Source organism: Mitsuaria sp. PDC51 (genome assembly GCF_900113225.1).
GTDB lineage: Bacteria > Pseudomonadota > Gammaproteobacteria > Burkholderiales > Burkholderiaceae_C > Roseateles.
In genome coordinates, this window is the sequence record NZ_FOZE01000001.1 from 1,963,964 (window position 1) to 1,977,296 (window position 13,333).

Below are 13,333 nucleotides of genomic sequence, written 5' to 3' on the forward strand. Positions count from 1 at the left end.
CCGATCTACCCGAAGGCCTGCTCGATCTCGGGCGGGAACTCGGGCCGGCCCTTGGCGTTCAACGCGGTGCCGGTGACCACCGCCTTCAGCATGAGGCGATCATCCGCGCGCCGATGGATGGTCTGGTCGAACAGGAAGCGGATCCGTCCCTGGCGCCGCAGCGTCGTGCGCACGACGAAGGTGTCGCCGCTGACCAGCGAGCCCTTGTAGTCGATCTCCACGCGGGTGACGACCAGGCTGATGCCGCGCCGGGAGAGCTCGCCGAACTTCAGCCCGCGGGTCTCAAGTAGCTCGTGCCGGGCGTGTTCCAGGTAGTTGAGGTAGACCGCGTTGTTGACGACATGGTCCATGTCGCATTCGTAGTCCCGCACCTTCAGCTCCAGCTCGAAGGTCGGGGACTGGGCGGTCGTCGTCGAGGCGTCGGGCGCGGCGTTCATGCGGCGCGGGCCTTCAGCTGGTCGAGGCGCACGCGGATGCGGGCCAGCGCCTCGCGCAGGTCGTCCATGCTGGAGGCGAAGGACAGCCGCAGGAAGCGCTCGCCGAAGGCGGGGCCGAAGTCGCGGCCGGGCGTGAGCGCGACCTGCGCATGCGTCATCAGGTCCATGCACAGGTCCCAGCTGCCCAGGCCGGTGCCGGAGGCGTCGGCCCAGGCGTAGAAGGCACCGTCGGGTGGCACCGGCACCGGCAGGCCCATGGCCTCGAGCGCGGGCACGACCAGGTCGCGGCGACGACGCAGTTCCTCGCGACGACGCTCGTATTCGGCGATGGACTCGGGCTCGAAGCAGGCGAGGGCGGCCTGCTGCGCGATCGTGGACGGGCAGATGTAGAGGTTCTGCGCGAGCTTCTCGACGGCGCCCACCATCGCCTCGGGCAGCACCAGCCAGCCCAGGCGCCAGCCGGTCATACCGAAGTATTTCGAGAAGCTGTTGATCGACACCACGTCGTCGCCCAGCGCCAGCGCGCTGCGCGCATAACGGCTGTCGAAGCTCAGCGGCTGGTAGATCTCGTCGACGATCGTGACGCCGCCGCGCTCGCGCACGAAGGCGTGGATGCGGGCGAGTTCCTCCGGCGCGATCGAGGTGCCGGTCGGGTTGCTCGGCGAGGCCAGCAGCACGCCGCGGCTGCGTTCGGTCCAGTGCGGCCGCAGGCGGTCCAGGCTGAGCTGGAAGCGCTCGGCGGCGGTGGAGGGAATGAGCACCGGCGTCGCATCGACCGCGGCGACGAAGTGCCGGTTGCAGGGATAGCTGGGGTCGGGCATCAGCACCTCGTCGCCGGCCTGGAACAGCGCCAGGCAGGCGAGCTGCAGCGCGGCCGAGGCGCCGGCGGTGATGACGATGCGGTCCGGATCGATCGTCAGCCGCTGCGTCTGCCGGTACCAGTCGGCGACGCGCTCGCGCAGCGTGCGCAGGCCGTTGGCATGGGTGTAGGGGATGCGGCCTGCGGCGGTGAAGCGGGCGGCGGCCTCGCGGACGGCGGGGCTGGCGCCGAAGTCGGGCTCGCCGATGTTCAGGTAGATCATGGGCCGGCCGCCCTGCGCCGGATCGCAGACCGCCGAGCGGGCGATCGCGTCGGCGCGCTTGGCGCATTCCATGACGTAGAAGGGATCGATGGCCTGGACGCGATCGGAGAGTCTCATCGCTGGGTGCAAGTGCTGTGCGGCCGCCATTCTAGTTTTGGCGCGCGCACCGCCGCCGGCTCGCCCCGGGTCACCCCGACGGCATCAGCCGGGCCGGCGAGGCGCCTGGGGTCGGGCCACGCGGGGACCGATCCCCGCCATCGCGGCCAGGCCCGCCAGCACCAGCGCCAGGCTCGCCGGCTCCGGCACGGCCGAGGCGGTCGTCACGTCGAAGCTCAGCGTGCCGCCCAGCCAGCGGCCATCGGCCACGCCGGGCGCGAGGTCCTTGAAGGCTTCGCTGAACTCCAGGCGCAGCAGGCCGTCCGCGCCGGCGCTCACACCCAGGCCGCGCAGGTCGAGCATCCCCGTGTAGCGGCCCGTGCCGCTGAGGAAATCGCCGTCGCCCGGCGCGAAGGTGATCTGCTCCAGCCCGCTGGATGCACCGAAGCTCAGCTGCATTTCCGACAGCACGCTCGGCGAGAACGCCTCCAGCGTGACCGACCAGCTCAGCGCGTTCAGCGCCGCATACGCGCCGACGTTGACGAACCAGACCGTGTTGCCGGCATCGCCCGGCAGGTCCATGCTCTGCGCGCCGCTGACGTCGATGGCGACCGGCGTTGCCTGCGCGCCGGCGGCGCCGAGCGCCATCACCGCGGCCAGCGACCAGGCGGCCAGGGCCGCTGCGGAAGGGGAGCTTGTCATGGGGAGGACTTTCATCGGCGGATGGAATCAGGGGGGGATTCAGCACGTGGATTCAACGGGTGGATTCAGCGCGTGGGTTCAGCGTGTTGAGGCGGCGGGAACGACGAACACGACGGCCGTGCGCGCCGGCAGCTCGAAGCGACCGGTCGCGCGGTCGAAGCGGGCCTGGCGCGCGCGGGCGTCCGCGCCGGTCGCGTGGACCGGATGCGGCACCAGCGCATGGCCCGCCAGCGCGGGCAGTGTCAGCGCATGCGCCGTCTTGTCGACGTTGATCAGGTAGACCAGCTCGTCGAAGTTGGCCCCCGGATAACCGACGCCGTTCAGCCGCCCGACCAGCACCGTCGCCTCCTGCGCCGACCCGGTGTTCAGGAAGCTGAGCCGCGCCTGGATGTCCGCCGCGGTGCGCAGGCGCAGCAGCGTCGAGCTCTTGCGGATGCGCAGCAGGTCGCGGAACGCGTCGCGCGTCCAGGCGATGTCGGCGGCACCCGGCTTGATCGTCGCGTCGGCCAGCAGCGGTCGCGCCAGGGCCCAGTTGTCGGCGTTGTCCCGCGCGGGCGGCAGGCCCACGCCGAAGTGGTTGTCGGCATAGGTCCAGTCCAGCCGGTTGAACCAGTCGCCGCTGTCGTAGCTGTTGCGGTCCAGCGATTTGCTGCGCAGCGTGTCGCCGCCCGCATGGAAGTACGCCACGCCCTGGCTGAACGCGTTGATCGCGCTGGCCAGGACCTGCACGCGGGCGCGGTCCTCGCGGCTGGTGCCGGCCGGCAGGCGGAACACGTTGTTGTCGAACAGCGTGAGGTTGTCGTGGTTCTCGACGTAGTTGACGACCTCGCCCGGCTCCAGCACCCAGCCGGCGGGAATGCCGCCGACGTCGATCTGCTCGAGTCGCAGGGTCTCGTCCCAGTTCGTCTGCATCTGGAAGCCGCGGATCGAGCCCGCCATCGACGCGCGGATCCGGTCGGCCTGCCACATCAGCTCGCCGCGCGTCTGGCCGGCGTTCCAGCCGTTGCTGTCATAGAAGAAGCCGTTCACGTAGCCCTGGTTGGCCCGCAGCGCCGCGCCCGAATCGCAGCAACCGCCGCCGCGCACCGCGTCGCGGATCAGCGGATTGAAGCTGCCGATGCCCGAGCCGTTCAGCGACAGCATCTCCGCCTGCACGAAGCGCGCGCCGTTGGCGACCTCGCCGAAATTCCAGCCCTCGCCGACGATCTGCACCTCGCGTCCGGCCGCCTGCGCCACGCGGGCCTTGAGCGTCTCCATGACCGCGCGCGGATGGTGGCCCATGATGTCGAAACGCAGCGAGCTGATGCGGTAGTCGCGCGCCCAGATGACCGCCGAGTCGATCATGAGCTTGCCCATCATGAGGTTCTCGGACGCGGTGTTCTCGCAGCAGGTCGAGCGCTCGATGCCGCCGCTGGCGTTGTAGCGGAAGTAGTAGTTCGGCACGACCTTGTCGAGCACCGAGGTGGCGCTCTGGCCCGACGAGGTCGTGTGGTTGTAGACCAGGTCCATGCCCACCCGCAGGCCCGCCGCGTTGAGCGCCTGCACCATGCGGCGGAACTCGACCACCCGCGCCACCGGATCGCTCGCGTTGCTCGAGTAGCTGCCCTCGGGCGTCGAGAAATGCTGCGGGTCGTAGCCCCAGTTGAAGCAGTCGGCGGCGGCCGAGGCGGCCACGGCGGCCTGCTGGGTCTCGCCGTCGGGCGCACCGGTGGGCGAGGGCGTCACGCAGCCTTTCTCGTTGACGGTGGCGAAGTCGAATGCCGGCAGCAGGTGCACGTCGGTCAGCCCCGCCGCGGCCAGCGCCGCCAGATGCCGCATGCCGTTGGAGCCGCTCTCGGCGAAGGCCAGGTACTTGCCGCGCCGCGCCGCGGGCACGGTCGCGTCGTTGATGGAGAAGTCGCGCACGTGCAGCTCGTAGATGCTCAGGTCCGACGGCGCGTTCACCGTCGCCGGCGGCGCGCCGGCGTCCCAGCCGGGCGGCTTGGTGGCGCCGGCGTCGAGGTCCATCACCACGCTCTGCTGCCCGCCCAGCGTCACGCCCCGCGAGTAGGGATCGGCCACCAGCTGGCGCACCAGTCCCACGCCCTTGACGAACACCTGCACTTGGTAGCGATAGGTCGCCCCGTGCAGGCTGCCGGGCTTGCTCAGGTGCCAGACGCCGGTCGCGGCATCGCGGGTCATGGACTCCGTCGTCGTGCGGGTCAGCGAGGAGGCGCCGATCGGTGTGGTCAGCACCAGCTGGACGTTCTGCGCGGTCGGGGCCCAGACCTTGAAGCTGGTGCTGCCCCTGGCCACGACGGCGCCCAGGTCCGGCACCTCGTCCGCGGCCGCATAGAGGTCGTCGAGCGCGCCGGCGATCTGGGCGGTCGTCGCGTTCAGCACCCGGCCGTCGGCGTCGACCTGCGCCAGCACCAGTTGCTGCTGATGCAGGGCGGGCAGGCGCGCGATGTCGTCCGGGCGCACCGCGAAGACCCCGCCGCTGGTCACGTACTTGAAGCGCCGGGCCGCGGCCTCCGGCACGGTGCCGGTGAAGGCGTCCAGCGTGATGAAGCCGTCGGCGCCCGTCACCGCCGCGCCGGCGGCCACGGCGATCTGGCCGGTGGCCGAGTGGTACAGCCGCACGCCGCCGCTGGCGCTGATGCGGGGCCACTTGACCAGCGTCTTGTTGAGCCACACCGCGCGCGCATCGGTGCTGGACACCTGGCGCAGGTCCGGCGGTGCGGTGTGGACGGTGGCGTCGCCCTCGACCAGCCAGATCTGACCGACGCGGTTCTGCACCGTCAGCGCGCCGAACTCGACGCGCAGGTTGTTGTCGCGGCCGTCCTTGTCGTTCTCGTTGGGCGGCATGCCGTGGATGATGAATTCCAGCCCCTTGCGGCTGGCGTCGTCCCGCGGATTGAGCACCGGCAGGTCGAAGACCACCTCGTCGCTGCCCACCGCATGGCCCGGCATCGCGCTGAACGGCACTGGCTGGTTCCAGCGGTCGATGGTGACGCCGGACGGCAGGGCGGCCGTGTCCAGGCCGCTGCCGTTCCACAGGTGCAGGCCCCAGGCCGCGTAGTGGGCATCGAAGTGCTTGTAATGGACGCGCACCGTCGTGAGGTCGGGCGCCGGCTGGCCCAGCGGGTTGCTGGTGTAGGTCGTGCCGTCGCCCTGCAGGCGCCAGACTTCGTTGGCCCCGGCTTGCAGGACCAGGGACTGGTCGGCGCCGCCGTTGTCCTTCTCGTCGCCCTTGTGGAAGAGGAAGCCGACGGTGCCGCTGCCGGCCGCGAGCGGCACGTCGTAGTACACGCCGAAGTCGTCGCTCCCGCTGGCGTTCCAGCCTTCGTTCCAGTTGGGACTGCGGGCCGCGTTCCAGGTGTGGATCTGCCAGCCGGCGGCGTTGCCATCGGCGCGGCGGTAGTGGACGCGCAGCGAGGTGGCCGGCGCGTCCGGCGAGGCGACCGCGGCGGCGCGTGCGCGGCTGGCGCCGCCGCCGGCGGCGGGATCGGGAACGGCGGCGAGCACGGTGACGCCGAGATCGCTCGCAGCCGAAGCGGCTGCGCCCGCTGACTGGGCGCGGGGAGTGTCGGCCTCGCCGCTGCCGCCACCACACGCGCTGAGCAACCCGCTCAGGGCGACCGCCCAGGTGCCCAGCACCGCTCGCCAACCCGCCCCAGTTCCGATGCGCATCGCCTTGTCCCTTCAAGAGGTCGGCGGATGCTAGTGAAGTAAAACTACGTCACTGAATAGTGAAACCCCGAAGTTCCGCTACATGTCCTGGCTGAATGGGACAGCACAAGGGACAGGATCGGCCGGGCCAGGTCCAAGTGCCGCGCGGCGGTCGTAGTTTTATTTCACCGCCGCGTATGGGCCAGGCGTGCCGTTGTCGACCGCCCACGCTGGCGCAGCGAATTCGACACGAACTCGCAGCCGGGCGCCCCGAGCCCTTGTTGAGCCGCGTCAAGGCGCATCGGCGCTCGAGCCGCCACCATCCGGGCTTTCGTTTTTTCCGGAACCCCACCATGACCATGGCTTCGCTCCTCGACCGCGTCCGCGCCGCCGGATTGCGCCCCTTGCGCCTCGCCGGCCGCGACCTGCTGCCCATCGTTCAAGGAGGCATGGGGGTGGGGGTTTCGGCGCACCGGCTGGCCGGCAGCGTCGCGGGGCAGGGCGCCTGGGGCACGATCGCGTCGGTGGACTTGCGGCGTCATCACCCCGACCTCATGGCGCGCAGCGAGTCGATGCGCGACGGCGACGAGAAGAAGGCCGTGATCGAACAGGCCAACCAGGAGGCGCTGGCGCGCGAGATCGGGGCGGCTCGCCGGCTCTGCGAAGGGCGCGGCCTGCTGGCGGTCAATGTGATGCGCGCGGTGAGCGACTACGCGTCTTCGGTGCGGACGGCGCTCGAATCCGGCATCGACGCCTTGGTGGTGGGCGCGGGGCTGCCGCTGGATCTGCCCGAGCTCGCGCAGGACCATCCGCGCACCGCCCTGGTCCCCATCCTGTCCGAGGCCCGCGGCGTGACGCTGCTGTGGAAGAAATGGGAGCGCCGGCAGCGGCTGCCGGCGGCCGTGGTCATCGAGCATCCCGGCCATGCGGGTGGGCACCTCGGCGCGGCGCGGGTCGCGGACCTCGGCGATGGCCGTTTCGACTTCGAGACCGTGCTGCCCGCGGTCCGGCGCTTCCTGCGCGATGCGGGCGTCGAGGGCCAGGTGCCGCTGATCGCCGCCGGCGGCGTGCGGCGTTGCGAGGACATCCAGCGGCTGCAATCGCTGGGCGCCGACGCGGTGCAACTCGGCACGCCCTTCGCCGCGACGCTGGAGTGCGATGCGCATCCGTCGTTCAAGCGGGTGCTGGCCCAGGCGCGCGAGGAGGACCTTGTCGAGTTCTGCAGCGTCGCGGGCCTGCCCGCGCGGGCGGTGATGACGCCGTGGCTGAAGAAGTACCTGGGCGCGGAGGCGCGCCTGCAGTCCGTCGCGCAGCGCAAGAAGCGCTGCACCCTGGCCTTCGACTGCCTGAGCCAGTGCGGCCTGCGCGATGGCTTGAAGGACTGGGGTCAGTTCTGCATCGACCAGCGGCTGGCCTCGGCGCTGCGCGGCGAGACCGCGAGAGGCCTGTTCTTCCGCGGTCGCGGCGCACTGCCGTTCGGCGACCAGATCGCCAGCGTGCGGCAGCTGCTCGAACGCCTGCTGACGCCCGGGGTTCCCCTCGGCACGCCCGCGGCCTGAGACGCCCGGCAATGACAAAGGGCCCGCGGACGGATCGTCCCGGGCCCTTGCAGCTTCTGGCGCCTGAGGCGCCGCGCGCTCAACCGCGGGCGGCCTTCACCTCGACCGGTCGCAGGTCGATCGCGGCGCGGTCCAGCACGCCGTTGACGTACTTGTGGCCGTCGGTGCCGCCGAAGGACTTCGCCAGCTCGACCGCCTCGTTGATCGCCACCTTGTAGGGAATGTCGATGCAGTTCTTCAGCTCGTAGGCGCCGATCATCAGGATCGCGTGCTCGATGGGCGAGAGCTCGGTCGTCTTGCGGTCGGCGTGGCGGGCGAGCACGGCGTCCAGGTCGGCCGCTTCCTCGATCGCGCCGTGGAAGACCTTGTCGTAATGACCGCGGTCGGCCTTGTCGAAGCCGTCCTGCTCACGCGTGTGCGCGTCGATCACGCCGAGGTCTTCGCCGGTGACCAGCCACTGGTAGATGCCTTGCAGCGCATGCTCGCGCGAGCGGCGGCGGGCCGACTTGGCCGGCGCCTTCCTGGCGGCCGGCTTGCCGCCGTTCTTGGCCGCGGGCTTGCCGGCGGGGGAGGAGGTGTCCTTGGTGTTCACTTGAGTTCTTTCAGCAGCTGCGCCATCTCGACGGCGACGGTTCCGGCATCGCGGCCCTTTTCTTCGGCACGGGCCCAGGCCTGTTCCTCGTTCTCCACCGTCAGGATCGCGTTGGCGATCGGCAGGCGGTGGTCGAGCGTCAGGCGCGTCACGCCGGCACCGCTCTCGTTGGCGACCAGTTCGAAGTGGTAGGTCTCGCCGCGGATGATGCAGCCCAGCGCCACCAGCGCGTCGAAGCGGCCGCTGACGGCCATGGCCTGCAGAGCCACCGGCACCTCGAGCGCGCCGGGCACGGTGACGTGGCGGATGTCGGCGTCCTGGACGCCGAGCCGGTTCAGTTCAGCCCGGCAGGCCTGGGCCAGCGCGGTCGTCAGTTCGTCGTTGAAGCGCGCCTGGACGATGCCCACGCGCAGGCCGCGTCCGTCGAGTCGGGTCGACTGACCCTTGTCAGATCCTTGCATGCGGTCCTCGGATTCAGCAGTCGTTGGGGGTGGCCTGGGCGGCCTGGAAACCGGTCACTTCCAGCCCGTAGCCAGTCATGCTGGGCATGCGGCGCGGGCTGCCGAGCAGCTTCATCCGATGCACGCCGAGCTCGCGCAGGATCTGCGCGCCGACGCCGTAGGTGCGCAGGTCCATGGTCTGACGCGGTTCCTCGCCGGTCGCCGGCTGCAGCCGCGCGAGCAGCGCGTCGGCGTCCTCGCCGCAGTTCAGCAGCACCGCCACGCCCGAGCCTTCGCGCTGGATGGCCGCCAGCGCTTGCGGCAGCGGCCAGCTGTGGCCGCAGCGGCCGGCGTCCAGCAGGTCCATCGCGGAGAAGGGCTCGTGCACCCGCACCAGGACTTCGTCGTCCTTCTGCCATTGACCCAGCGCCAGCGCCATGTGGACGTTGTTGGAGCGATCGCGGAAGACGTGGCATTCGAACCGGCCCTCGCGCGTGTCCAGCGGCCGCTGCGCGATGCGCTGCACGATCGATTCGTTGCGGCTGCGGTATTCGATCAGGTCGGCGATGGTGCCGATCTTCAGGCCGTGCTCCTGGGCGAAGACCTCCAGATCCGGCAGACGGGCCATGGTGCCGTCGTCGTTCATGATCTCGCAGATGACGCCGGCGGGCGTCAGGCCGGCCATGCGCGACAGGTCGCAGCCCGCCTCGGTATGGCCGGCGCGCATCAGCACGCCGCCGTCCTGGGCCTGCAGCGGGAAGATGTGGCCCGGCTGCACCAGGTCGGACGCCACGGCGCCCTTGGCGACCGCGGCCTGCACGGTCCGCGCCCGGTCCGCGGCGGAGATGCCGGTCGTGACGCCGGTGGCGGCCTCGATCGACACGGTGAAGGCGGTGCCGTGCTTGGTGCCGTTGCGGGTGGCCATCGGCGGAAGCTGCAGCTGCTCGCAGCGCTCGCGGGTCAGCGTCAGGCAGATCAGCCCGCGGCCGTGCTTGGCCATGAAGTTGATCGCTTCCGGCGTGACGTGGTCGGCGGCGAGGACGAGGTCCCCCTCGTTCTCACGGTCTTCCTCGTCGACAAGGATGACCATGCGGCCGGCCGCCAGTTCGGCGACCAGCTCGGGAATCGGTGAAATAGGCATGGGCGCGATTGTAGGCGGGGCGGGCCTGGCGGGCCGGAGGAGGGCTGGGTCTAGGCGCTCGTGGCCGGTCTCAGGCGCAGGCGCAGGTCGCCGCCGACCGCCAGGCTCTCGACCAGGCGGAAGCGGGGGGCCTGGGCGAGTGCCGTCAGCCCGCCCAGGTCGACCATGCCCCGGCCCTCGCCGAGCAGCGTCGGCGCCAGGTACACCAGCAGTTCGTCGACCAGCCCGGTGCGCAGCAGCGAGCCGTTGAGCTTGTAGCCGGCCTCGATGTGAAGCTCGTTGACCTGCCGGCGGCCCAGGTCGTGGATCGCCGCGGCCAGGTCCACCTTGCCCCGCGCCGGATCGGCCAGGCCGACCAGTTCCGCGCCGAGGCCCGCAAGCACCGCGCCCCGTTCGCCGGCCTGCGCCAGCGCGTGATAAACGAGCAGCCCGCCGGGCGGCGCCAGGAGGCGGGCGGACGGCGAGAGCTCCAGCCGCGAGTCGATCAGCACCCGCTGCGGCTGCCGGGCGGTCTCCACGTCGCGGACGTCCAGGCGCGGATCATCCTCGCGGGCGGTGCCGATGCCGGTCAGCACCGCCCCGGCGCGACGGCGCCAGGCATGGCCGTCCTTGCGGGCCTCGGGGCCGGTGATCCATTGGCTGACGCCATTGGACAGTGCCGTGCGGCCATCCAGCGACGCGGCGATCTTCATTCGCACGAACGGGCGGCCGTGGCGCATGCGGGTCAGGAAACCGATGTTGAGCTCGTGCGCCTCGACCGCGGCCGGATGGTCCGTCGCGAGCACGTCCGTGACGATGCCGGCGGCGCGCATCCGCGCCAGGCCCTGGCCGGCGACCAGCGGATTGGGATCGTCCAGCGCGACGACGACCCGGCCTACCCCGGCCGCGATCAGCGCGTCGCAGCAGGGCGGGGTGCGACCGTGGTGGGCGCAAGGCTCGAGCGTCACATACGCGGTGGCGCCGCGCGGATCGTGACCACGGGCCTGCGCGTCTCGCAGCGCCATGACCTCGGCATGGGCCTGGCCCGCCGCCTGCGTGTGCCCTTGTCCGAGCACCCGATCCTGCGCGTCCACGAGCACGCAGCCCACGCGGGGATTGGGATCGCTGAGGCCGACGGCGCCCTGCGCCAGTCGCACCGCCTCGGTCATCCAGCGGCTGTCCCGGGTGTCGGCATGGAAAGGGGGCGGGGATGAGGCGGGGCGGGGCGCTTGCATGGCGCGCAGTCTAGCGGCGACCTTGGGCGGCAGCAGAAGCAGGCCCGAGAGGGCGGGATCCTCCGCCGGCAGCAGGCTGTCCAGCGTGAGCGACCGCGGCCTGCCGGCGCGATCGGTCCAGTGGACCCGGAGGTGGACCGCGCGCAGTGGCGGGACGTCGGCCATGAAACCGTCCGCCGGACCGTCCGCCGGAAGGCTGCCGGGCGGCATCGGCTCATGCCAGGGCGCGGACTGCGCGTCGAGCTTGAACTCGGTGGCCGGGCCCTCCCAGGTCAGCGAGGGGGCCGGGCCGTCGGGCCGCCATCGCCAGCGCTCGAGTTCGTTGCGCGCCAGGCGCAGCGCCTGCTCCTGGTGCCGGATGTCGTCGACAACGAGTCGCAGACGGACCTGGAGCGCCATGAGCGCTGCCGTGCCGATCGCGAGCAAGGCCAGCGCGATCAAGGCTTCCACCAGGGTGAAGCCCCGGCGACGACGCCGACCGTCATGCGGGAAAGGGGCGCGGGCGTCGGTCATCGCGTGGGGCTCCAGCCACCGGGGACGGGAAGAAAGCTGCCCATCTGGCGATGCACGCGATATAGCACCGCGGCATCGTGGGTCAGGGTGACGGTCTTTCCCGGGTCGAAGACGCCGTCGGTCACGATCGCGCCGCGCCAGGAGGCGGCCTGGCCGACGGGCGGGTGCCAGCCGATGCCCTCCCGCGCATAGAGCACGCCTTGCGCGCTGCCCGGCGCGGAGAGGTCGAGGCGGCCGTCGACGACCAGCACCAGGGGCGCGCCGTCCAGCGCAGCGGGCGGCCATTCGCTCAGGCGCGCGTCGCCGTCGATCCAGATCAGGCGACGGCCCCGCGCCAGGGCCTGGGCGAGCGGCGCGCCGCAGTCGGCGTCGCAGCGCATGCGCGCGATGGCGGGCTGACTGCGATATCGCATCGCCGGATAGCCGAAGACGCGCAGGAAGCTGCCCGGCCCTTCGGTCGCCGCCTGCGGCGGCGGCAGCCGCAGGGCGCTGAGCAGGGCCAGATGCCGGGCAGCCTCGGCAAGGCCGGAGGGGCCTTCGGACAGGTCGTCGCAGTCGGCCCGGCGGTCGCTGCATCCGCGCACGATCAGCTTCAGCTGGCCGGCCGGGCCCGCGTCGGTGAAACGAACGGTGAAGCGTGGTTGCGGATCCAGGGGTCGCGCGTCCGCGGTGGGTGATGCGCCGGCGGGGTCGCGCTGGGTCGCGCACTGGCAGGTCCAGCGGAGCGGTCCGGTGTTCGTGCAGGCCGGGGACATCGCGCCCCCTGCGCCTGGGGCGCTGGGCTTCGCGCGGTAATGCCCGTCCGCGCCGAGCTCCAGGAAGCGGCTGCGGAAGTCGGTCGCGGAGGCGCTGGAGGTGCCGGCGGCGGCAATGTCGGCGCTCGGGCCGGCTGGATGCGATGCCGGCCGGCAGCTGTCGTCCACATGGCCGCCGTTGAGCATCGCGATCGCCCAGGCCATGCCGGCCTCGGCCGCCTCGAAGGCGGTGGCGGCGCGGTGGTCATTGGCGGCCACGCGCTGGGCCGTCGTCAACTGGCGGGTGGCCCAGGCAGCACCCAGCGCCAGCACGCCGAGCAGCACGACGCACATCGCCAGCGTGCCGAGTCCCCGTTGCAGGCGCCGGGTCATGGACAGTCTCCCGCGAGCGCGTCGTTGCGCACGAGGCCACGCACCGTCAGCTGTTGACGGACCCGGTGATCGTGAACGGCCTCGGCGTCGAGCACCAGTTCGACCATGCGGGTCAGGATCGCTGGGCCACAAGCGGGCGCGTCGCCACCCCCACCGCCACCCCCACCGCTGCCACTGCCGCCGTCGGTTGGAGGCGGCGCGGGCGGCGGCGTTCCCGGCGAGCAGGCGCGCGCGCAGGCGTCTCCCAGCGACTTCGCCTGCGAGTCGACCCGCAGGTCGAAGGCGCGCACGCGCAGCAGCGCCGGATCGGTCAGCGGCTGGTAGCGGCCCGCGACCAACTGGTCGATGCGGCCCTCGCTCCAGCGGAACCCGGCGACCTCCCGGACGCCGGTCCCGCCGGCCGAGCTGCCGTCCCGGGAGAAGCTGTAGGTCACGTGGGTGCCGGCTTCTCCCACGTCCAGGTCGGCGTAGGGGTTGCGGACCGGCGCGGGTGCATCGGCCTGCCAGAGGGCCTCCTGCGGTCGGTCCCAGAAGGCGGCACGGCGCAGGTCGCGCAGGATCAGCTCCGCGGTGGCGCGCAGCTCTTGCTGCACTTGCAGCTCCAGCAGCAACCGGTGATGGGCGCCGACTTGAAGGCCGGCCATGGTGAAGGCGCCCGCCATCAGCATCAGGCTGATGGCCAAGCCGACCAGCAGTTCGACGAGCGTGAAGCCGCGCGAGATCCCCCGCGCATTTCGCGACGCAAGGGGCTGCAGCGGAGGGTGACGATGAGCGGACAT

Annotated in this window: 11 protein-coding genes; 1 reads left to right on the top strand and 10 read right to left on the bottom strand. The window is 71.6% G+C overall.

All coding sequences use genetic code 11. From position 1 onward, the window contains the following. Positions 1 to 5: 5 nt before the first annotated feature. From BM393_RS08605 to BM393_RS08620, 4 genes are all read right to left on the bottom strand, one after another. On the bottom strand, positions 6 to 437 hold the full coding sequence (locus BM393_RS08605) for a thioesterase family protein (protein WP_091724372.1): 432 nt from the start codon (positions 435 to 437) through the stop codon (positions 6 to 8). Beyond that, positions 434 to 1,636, bottom strand: coding sequence for a pyridoxal phosphate-dependent aminotransferase (locus tag BM393_RS08610; protein WP_091724373.1), 1,203 nt, complete (start codon positions 1,634 to 1,636; stop codon positions 434 to 436). Before BM393_RS08610 ends, BM393_RS08605 begins: the two co-directional genes overlap by 4 nt. Before the next feature lie 84 nt (positions 1,637 to 1,720). After that, positions 1,721 to 2,317 (bottom strand): PEP-CTERM sorting domain-containing protein, encoded by a 597-nt coding sequence (locus tag BM393_RS08615; protein ID WP_091724374.1) that lies wholly within the window; start codon positions 2,315 to 2,317, stop codon positions 1,721 to 1,723. A gap of 78 nt (positions 2,318 to 2,395) precedes the next feature. Then, a complete protein-coding gene (locus tag BM393_RS08620; protein WP_091724375.1) occupies positions 2,396 to 5,989 on the bottom strand; it encodes an alpha-1,6-glucosidase domain-containing protein in 3,594 nt (1,197 codons plus the stop codon). Between the two features lie 338 nt (positions 5,990 to 6,327). On the opposite strand from BM393_RS08620, the gene BM393_RS08625 reads away from it, so the two are divergent. Continuing rightward, complete coding sequence (locus tag BM393_RS08625) at positions 6,328 to 7,527, top strand: nitronate monooxygenase family protein (RefSeq protein WP_091725240.1); 1,200 nt, start codon at positions 6,328 to 6,330, stop codon at positions 7,525 to 7,527. A 79-nt stretch (positions 7,528 to 7,606) separates the two neighbouring features. Here BM393_RS08625 and nusB read toward each other — a convergent pair whose 3' ends face one another. From nusB to BM393_RS08650, 6 genes are read right to left on the bottom strand one after another with little or no spacing between them, the layout of a single operon-like run. Next, the gene (gene nusB / locus BM393_RS08630; RefSeq protein ID WP_091724376.1) at positions 7,607 to 8,119 is read right to left on the bottom strand and encodes a transcription antitermination factor NusB; all 513 of its coding nucleotides are present in this window, start codon (positions 8,117 to 8,119) and stop codon (positions 7,607 to 7,609) included. After that, a complete protein-coding gene (gene ribH, locus BM393_RS08635) occupies positions 8,116 to 8,580 on the bottom strand; it encodes a 6,7-dimethyl-8-ribityllumazine synthase (RefSeq protein WP_091724377.1) in 465 nt (154 codons plus the stop codon). The genes nusB and ribH overlap by 4 nt, the downstream gene beginning before the upstream one ends. Positions 8,581 to 8,593: 13 nt before the next feature. Beyond that, the gene (ribBA, locus tag BM393_RS08640) at positions 8,594 to 9,700 is read right to left on the bottom strand and encodes a bifunctional 3,4-dihydroxy-2-butanone-4-phosphate synthase/GTP cyclohydrolase II (protein ID WP_091724378.1); all 1,107 of its coding nucleotides are present in this window, start codon (positions 9,698 to 9,700) and stop codon (positions 8,594 to 8,596) included. Positions 9,701 to 9,750: 50 nt separating this feature from the next. Further along, positions 9,751 to 11,427, bottom strand: a complete 1,677-nt coding sequence (gene ribD, locus BM393_RS08645; RefSeq protein WP_175538231.1) for a bifunctional diaminohydroxyphosphoribosylaminopyrimidine deaminase/5-amino-6-(5-phosphoribosylamino)uracil reductase RibD — start codon at positions 11,425 to 11,427, stop codon at positions 9,751 to 9,753. Continuing rightward, complete coding sequence (locus BM393_RS25650) at positions 11,424 to 12,554, bottom strand: PilX N-terminal domain-containing pilus assembly protein (RefSeq protein ID WP_175538232.1); 1,131 nt, start codon at positions 12,552 to 12,554, stop codon at positions 11,424 to 11,426. Before BM393_RS25650 ends, ribD begins: the two co-directional genes overlap by 4 nt. Beyond that, on the bottom strand, positions 12,551 to 13,333 hold the full coding sequence (locus BM393_RS08650; protein ID WP_091724380.1) for a PilW family protein: 783 nt from the start codon (positions 13,331 to 13,333) through the stop codon (positions 12,551 to 12,553). Before BM393_RS08650 ends, BM393_RS25650 begins: the two co-directional genes overlap by 4 nt.

Bases quoted from the DNA above. Each gene is read 5' to 3' on its own strand.
- ribH (WP_091724377.1), bottom strand. From the start codon at position 8,580: ATGCAAGGATCTGACAAGGGTCAGTCGACCCGACTCGACGGACGCGGC.
- ribD (WP_175538231.1), bottom strand. From the start codon at position 11,427: ATGACCGACGCCCGCGCCCCTTTCCCGCATGACGGTCGGCGTCGTCGC.
- BM393_RS08620 (WP_091724375.1), bottom strand. From the start codon at position 5,989: ATGCGCATCGGAACTGGGGCGGGTTGGCGAGCGGTGCTGGGCACCTGG.
- BM393_RS25650 (WP_175538232.1), bottom strand. From the start codon at position 12,554: ATGACCCGGCGCCTGCAACGGGGACTCGGCACGCTGGCGATGTGCGTC.
- BM393_RS08610 (WP_091724373.1), bottom strand. From the start codon at position 1,636: ATGAGACTCTCCGATCGCGTCCAGGCCATCGATCCCTTCTACGTCATG.
- BM393_RS08615 (WP_091724374.1), bottom strand. From the start codon at position 2,317: ATGACAAGCTCCCCTTCCGCAGCGGCCCTGGCCGCCTGGTCGCTGGCC.
- BM393_RS08650 (WP_091724380.1), bottom strand. From the start codon at position 13,333: ATGTCCGCTCATCGTCACCCTCCGCTGCAGCCCCTTGCGTCGCGAAAT.
- BM393_RS08605 (WP_091724372.1), bottom strand. From the start codon at position 437: ATGAACGCCGCGCCCGACGCCTCGACGACGACCGCCCAGTCCCCGACC.
- BM393_RS08625 (WP_091725240.1), top strand. From the start codon at position 6,328: ATGGCTTCGCTCCTCGACCGCGTCCGCGCCGCCGGATTGCGCCCCTTG.
- ribBA (WP_091724378.1), bottom strand. From the start codon at position 9,700: ATGCCTATTTCACCGATTCCCGAGCTGGTCGCCGAACTGGCGGCCGGC.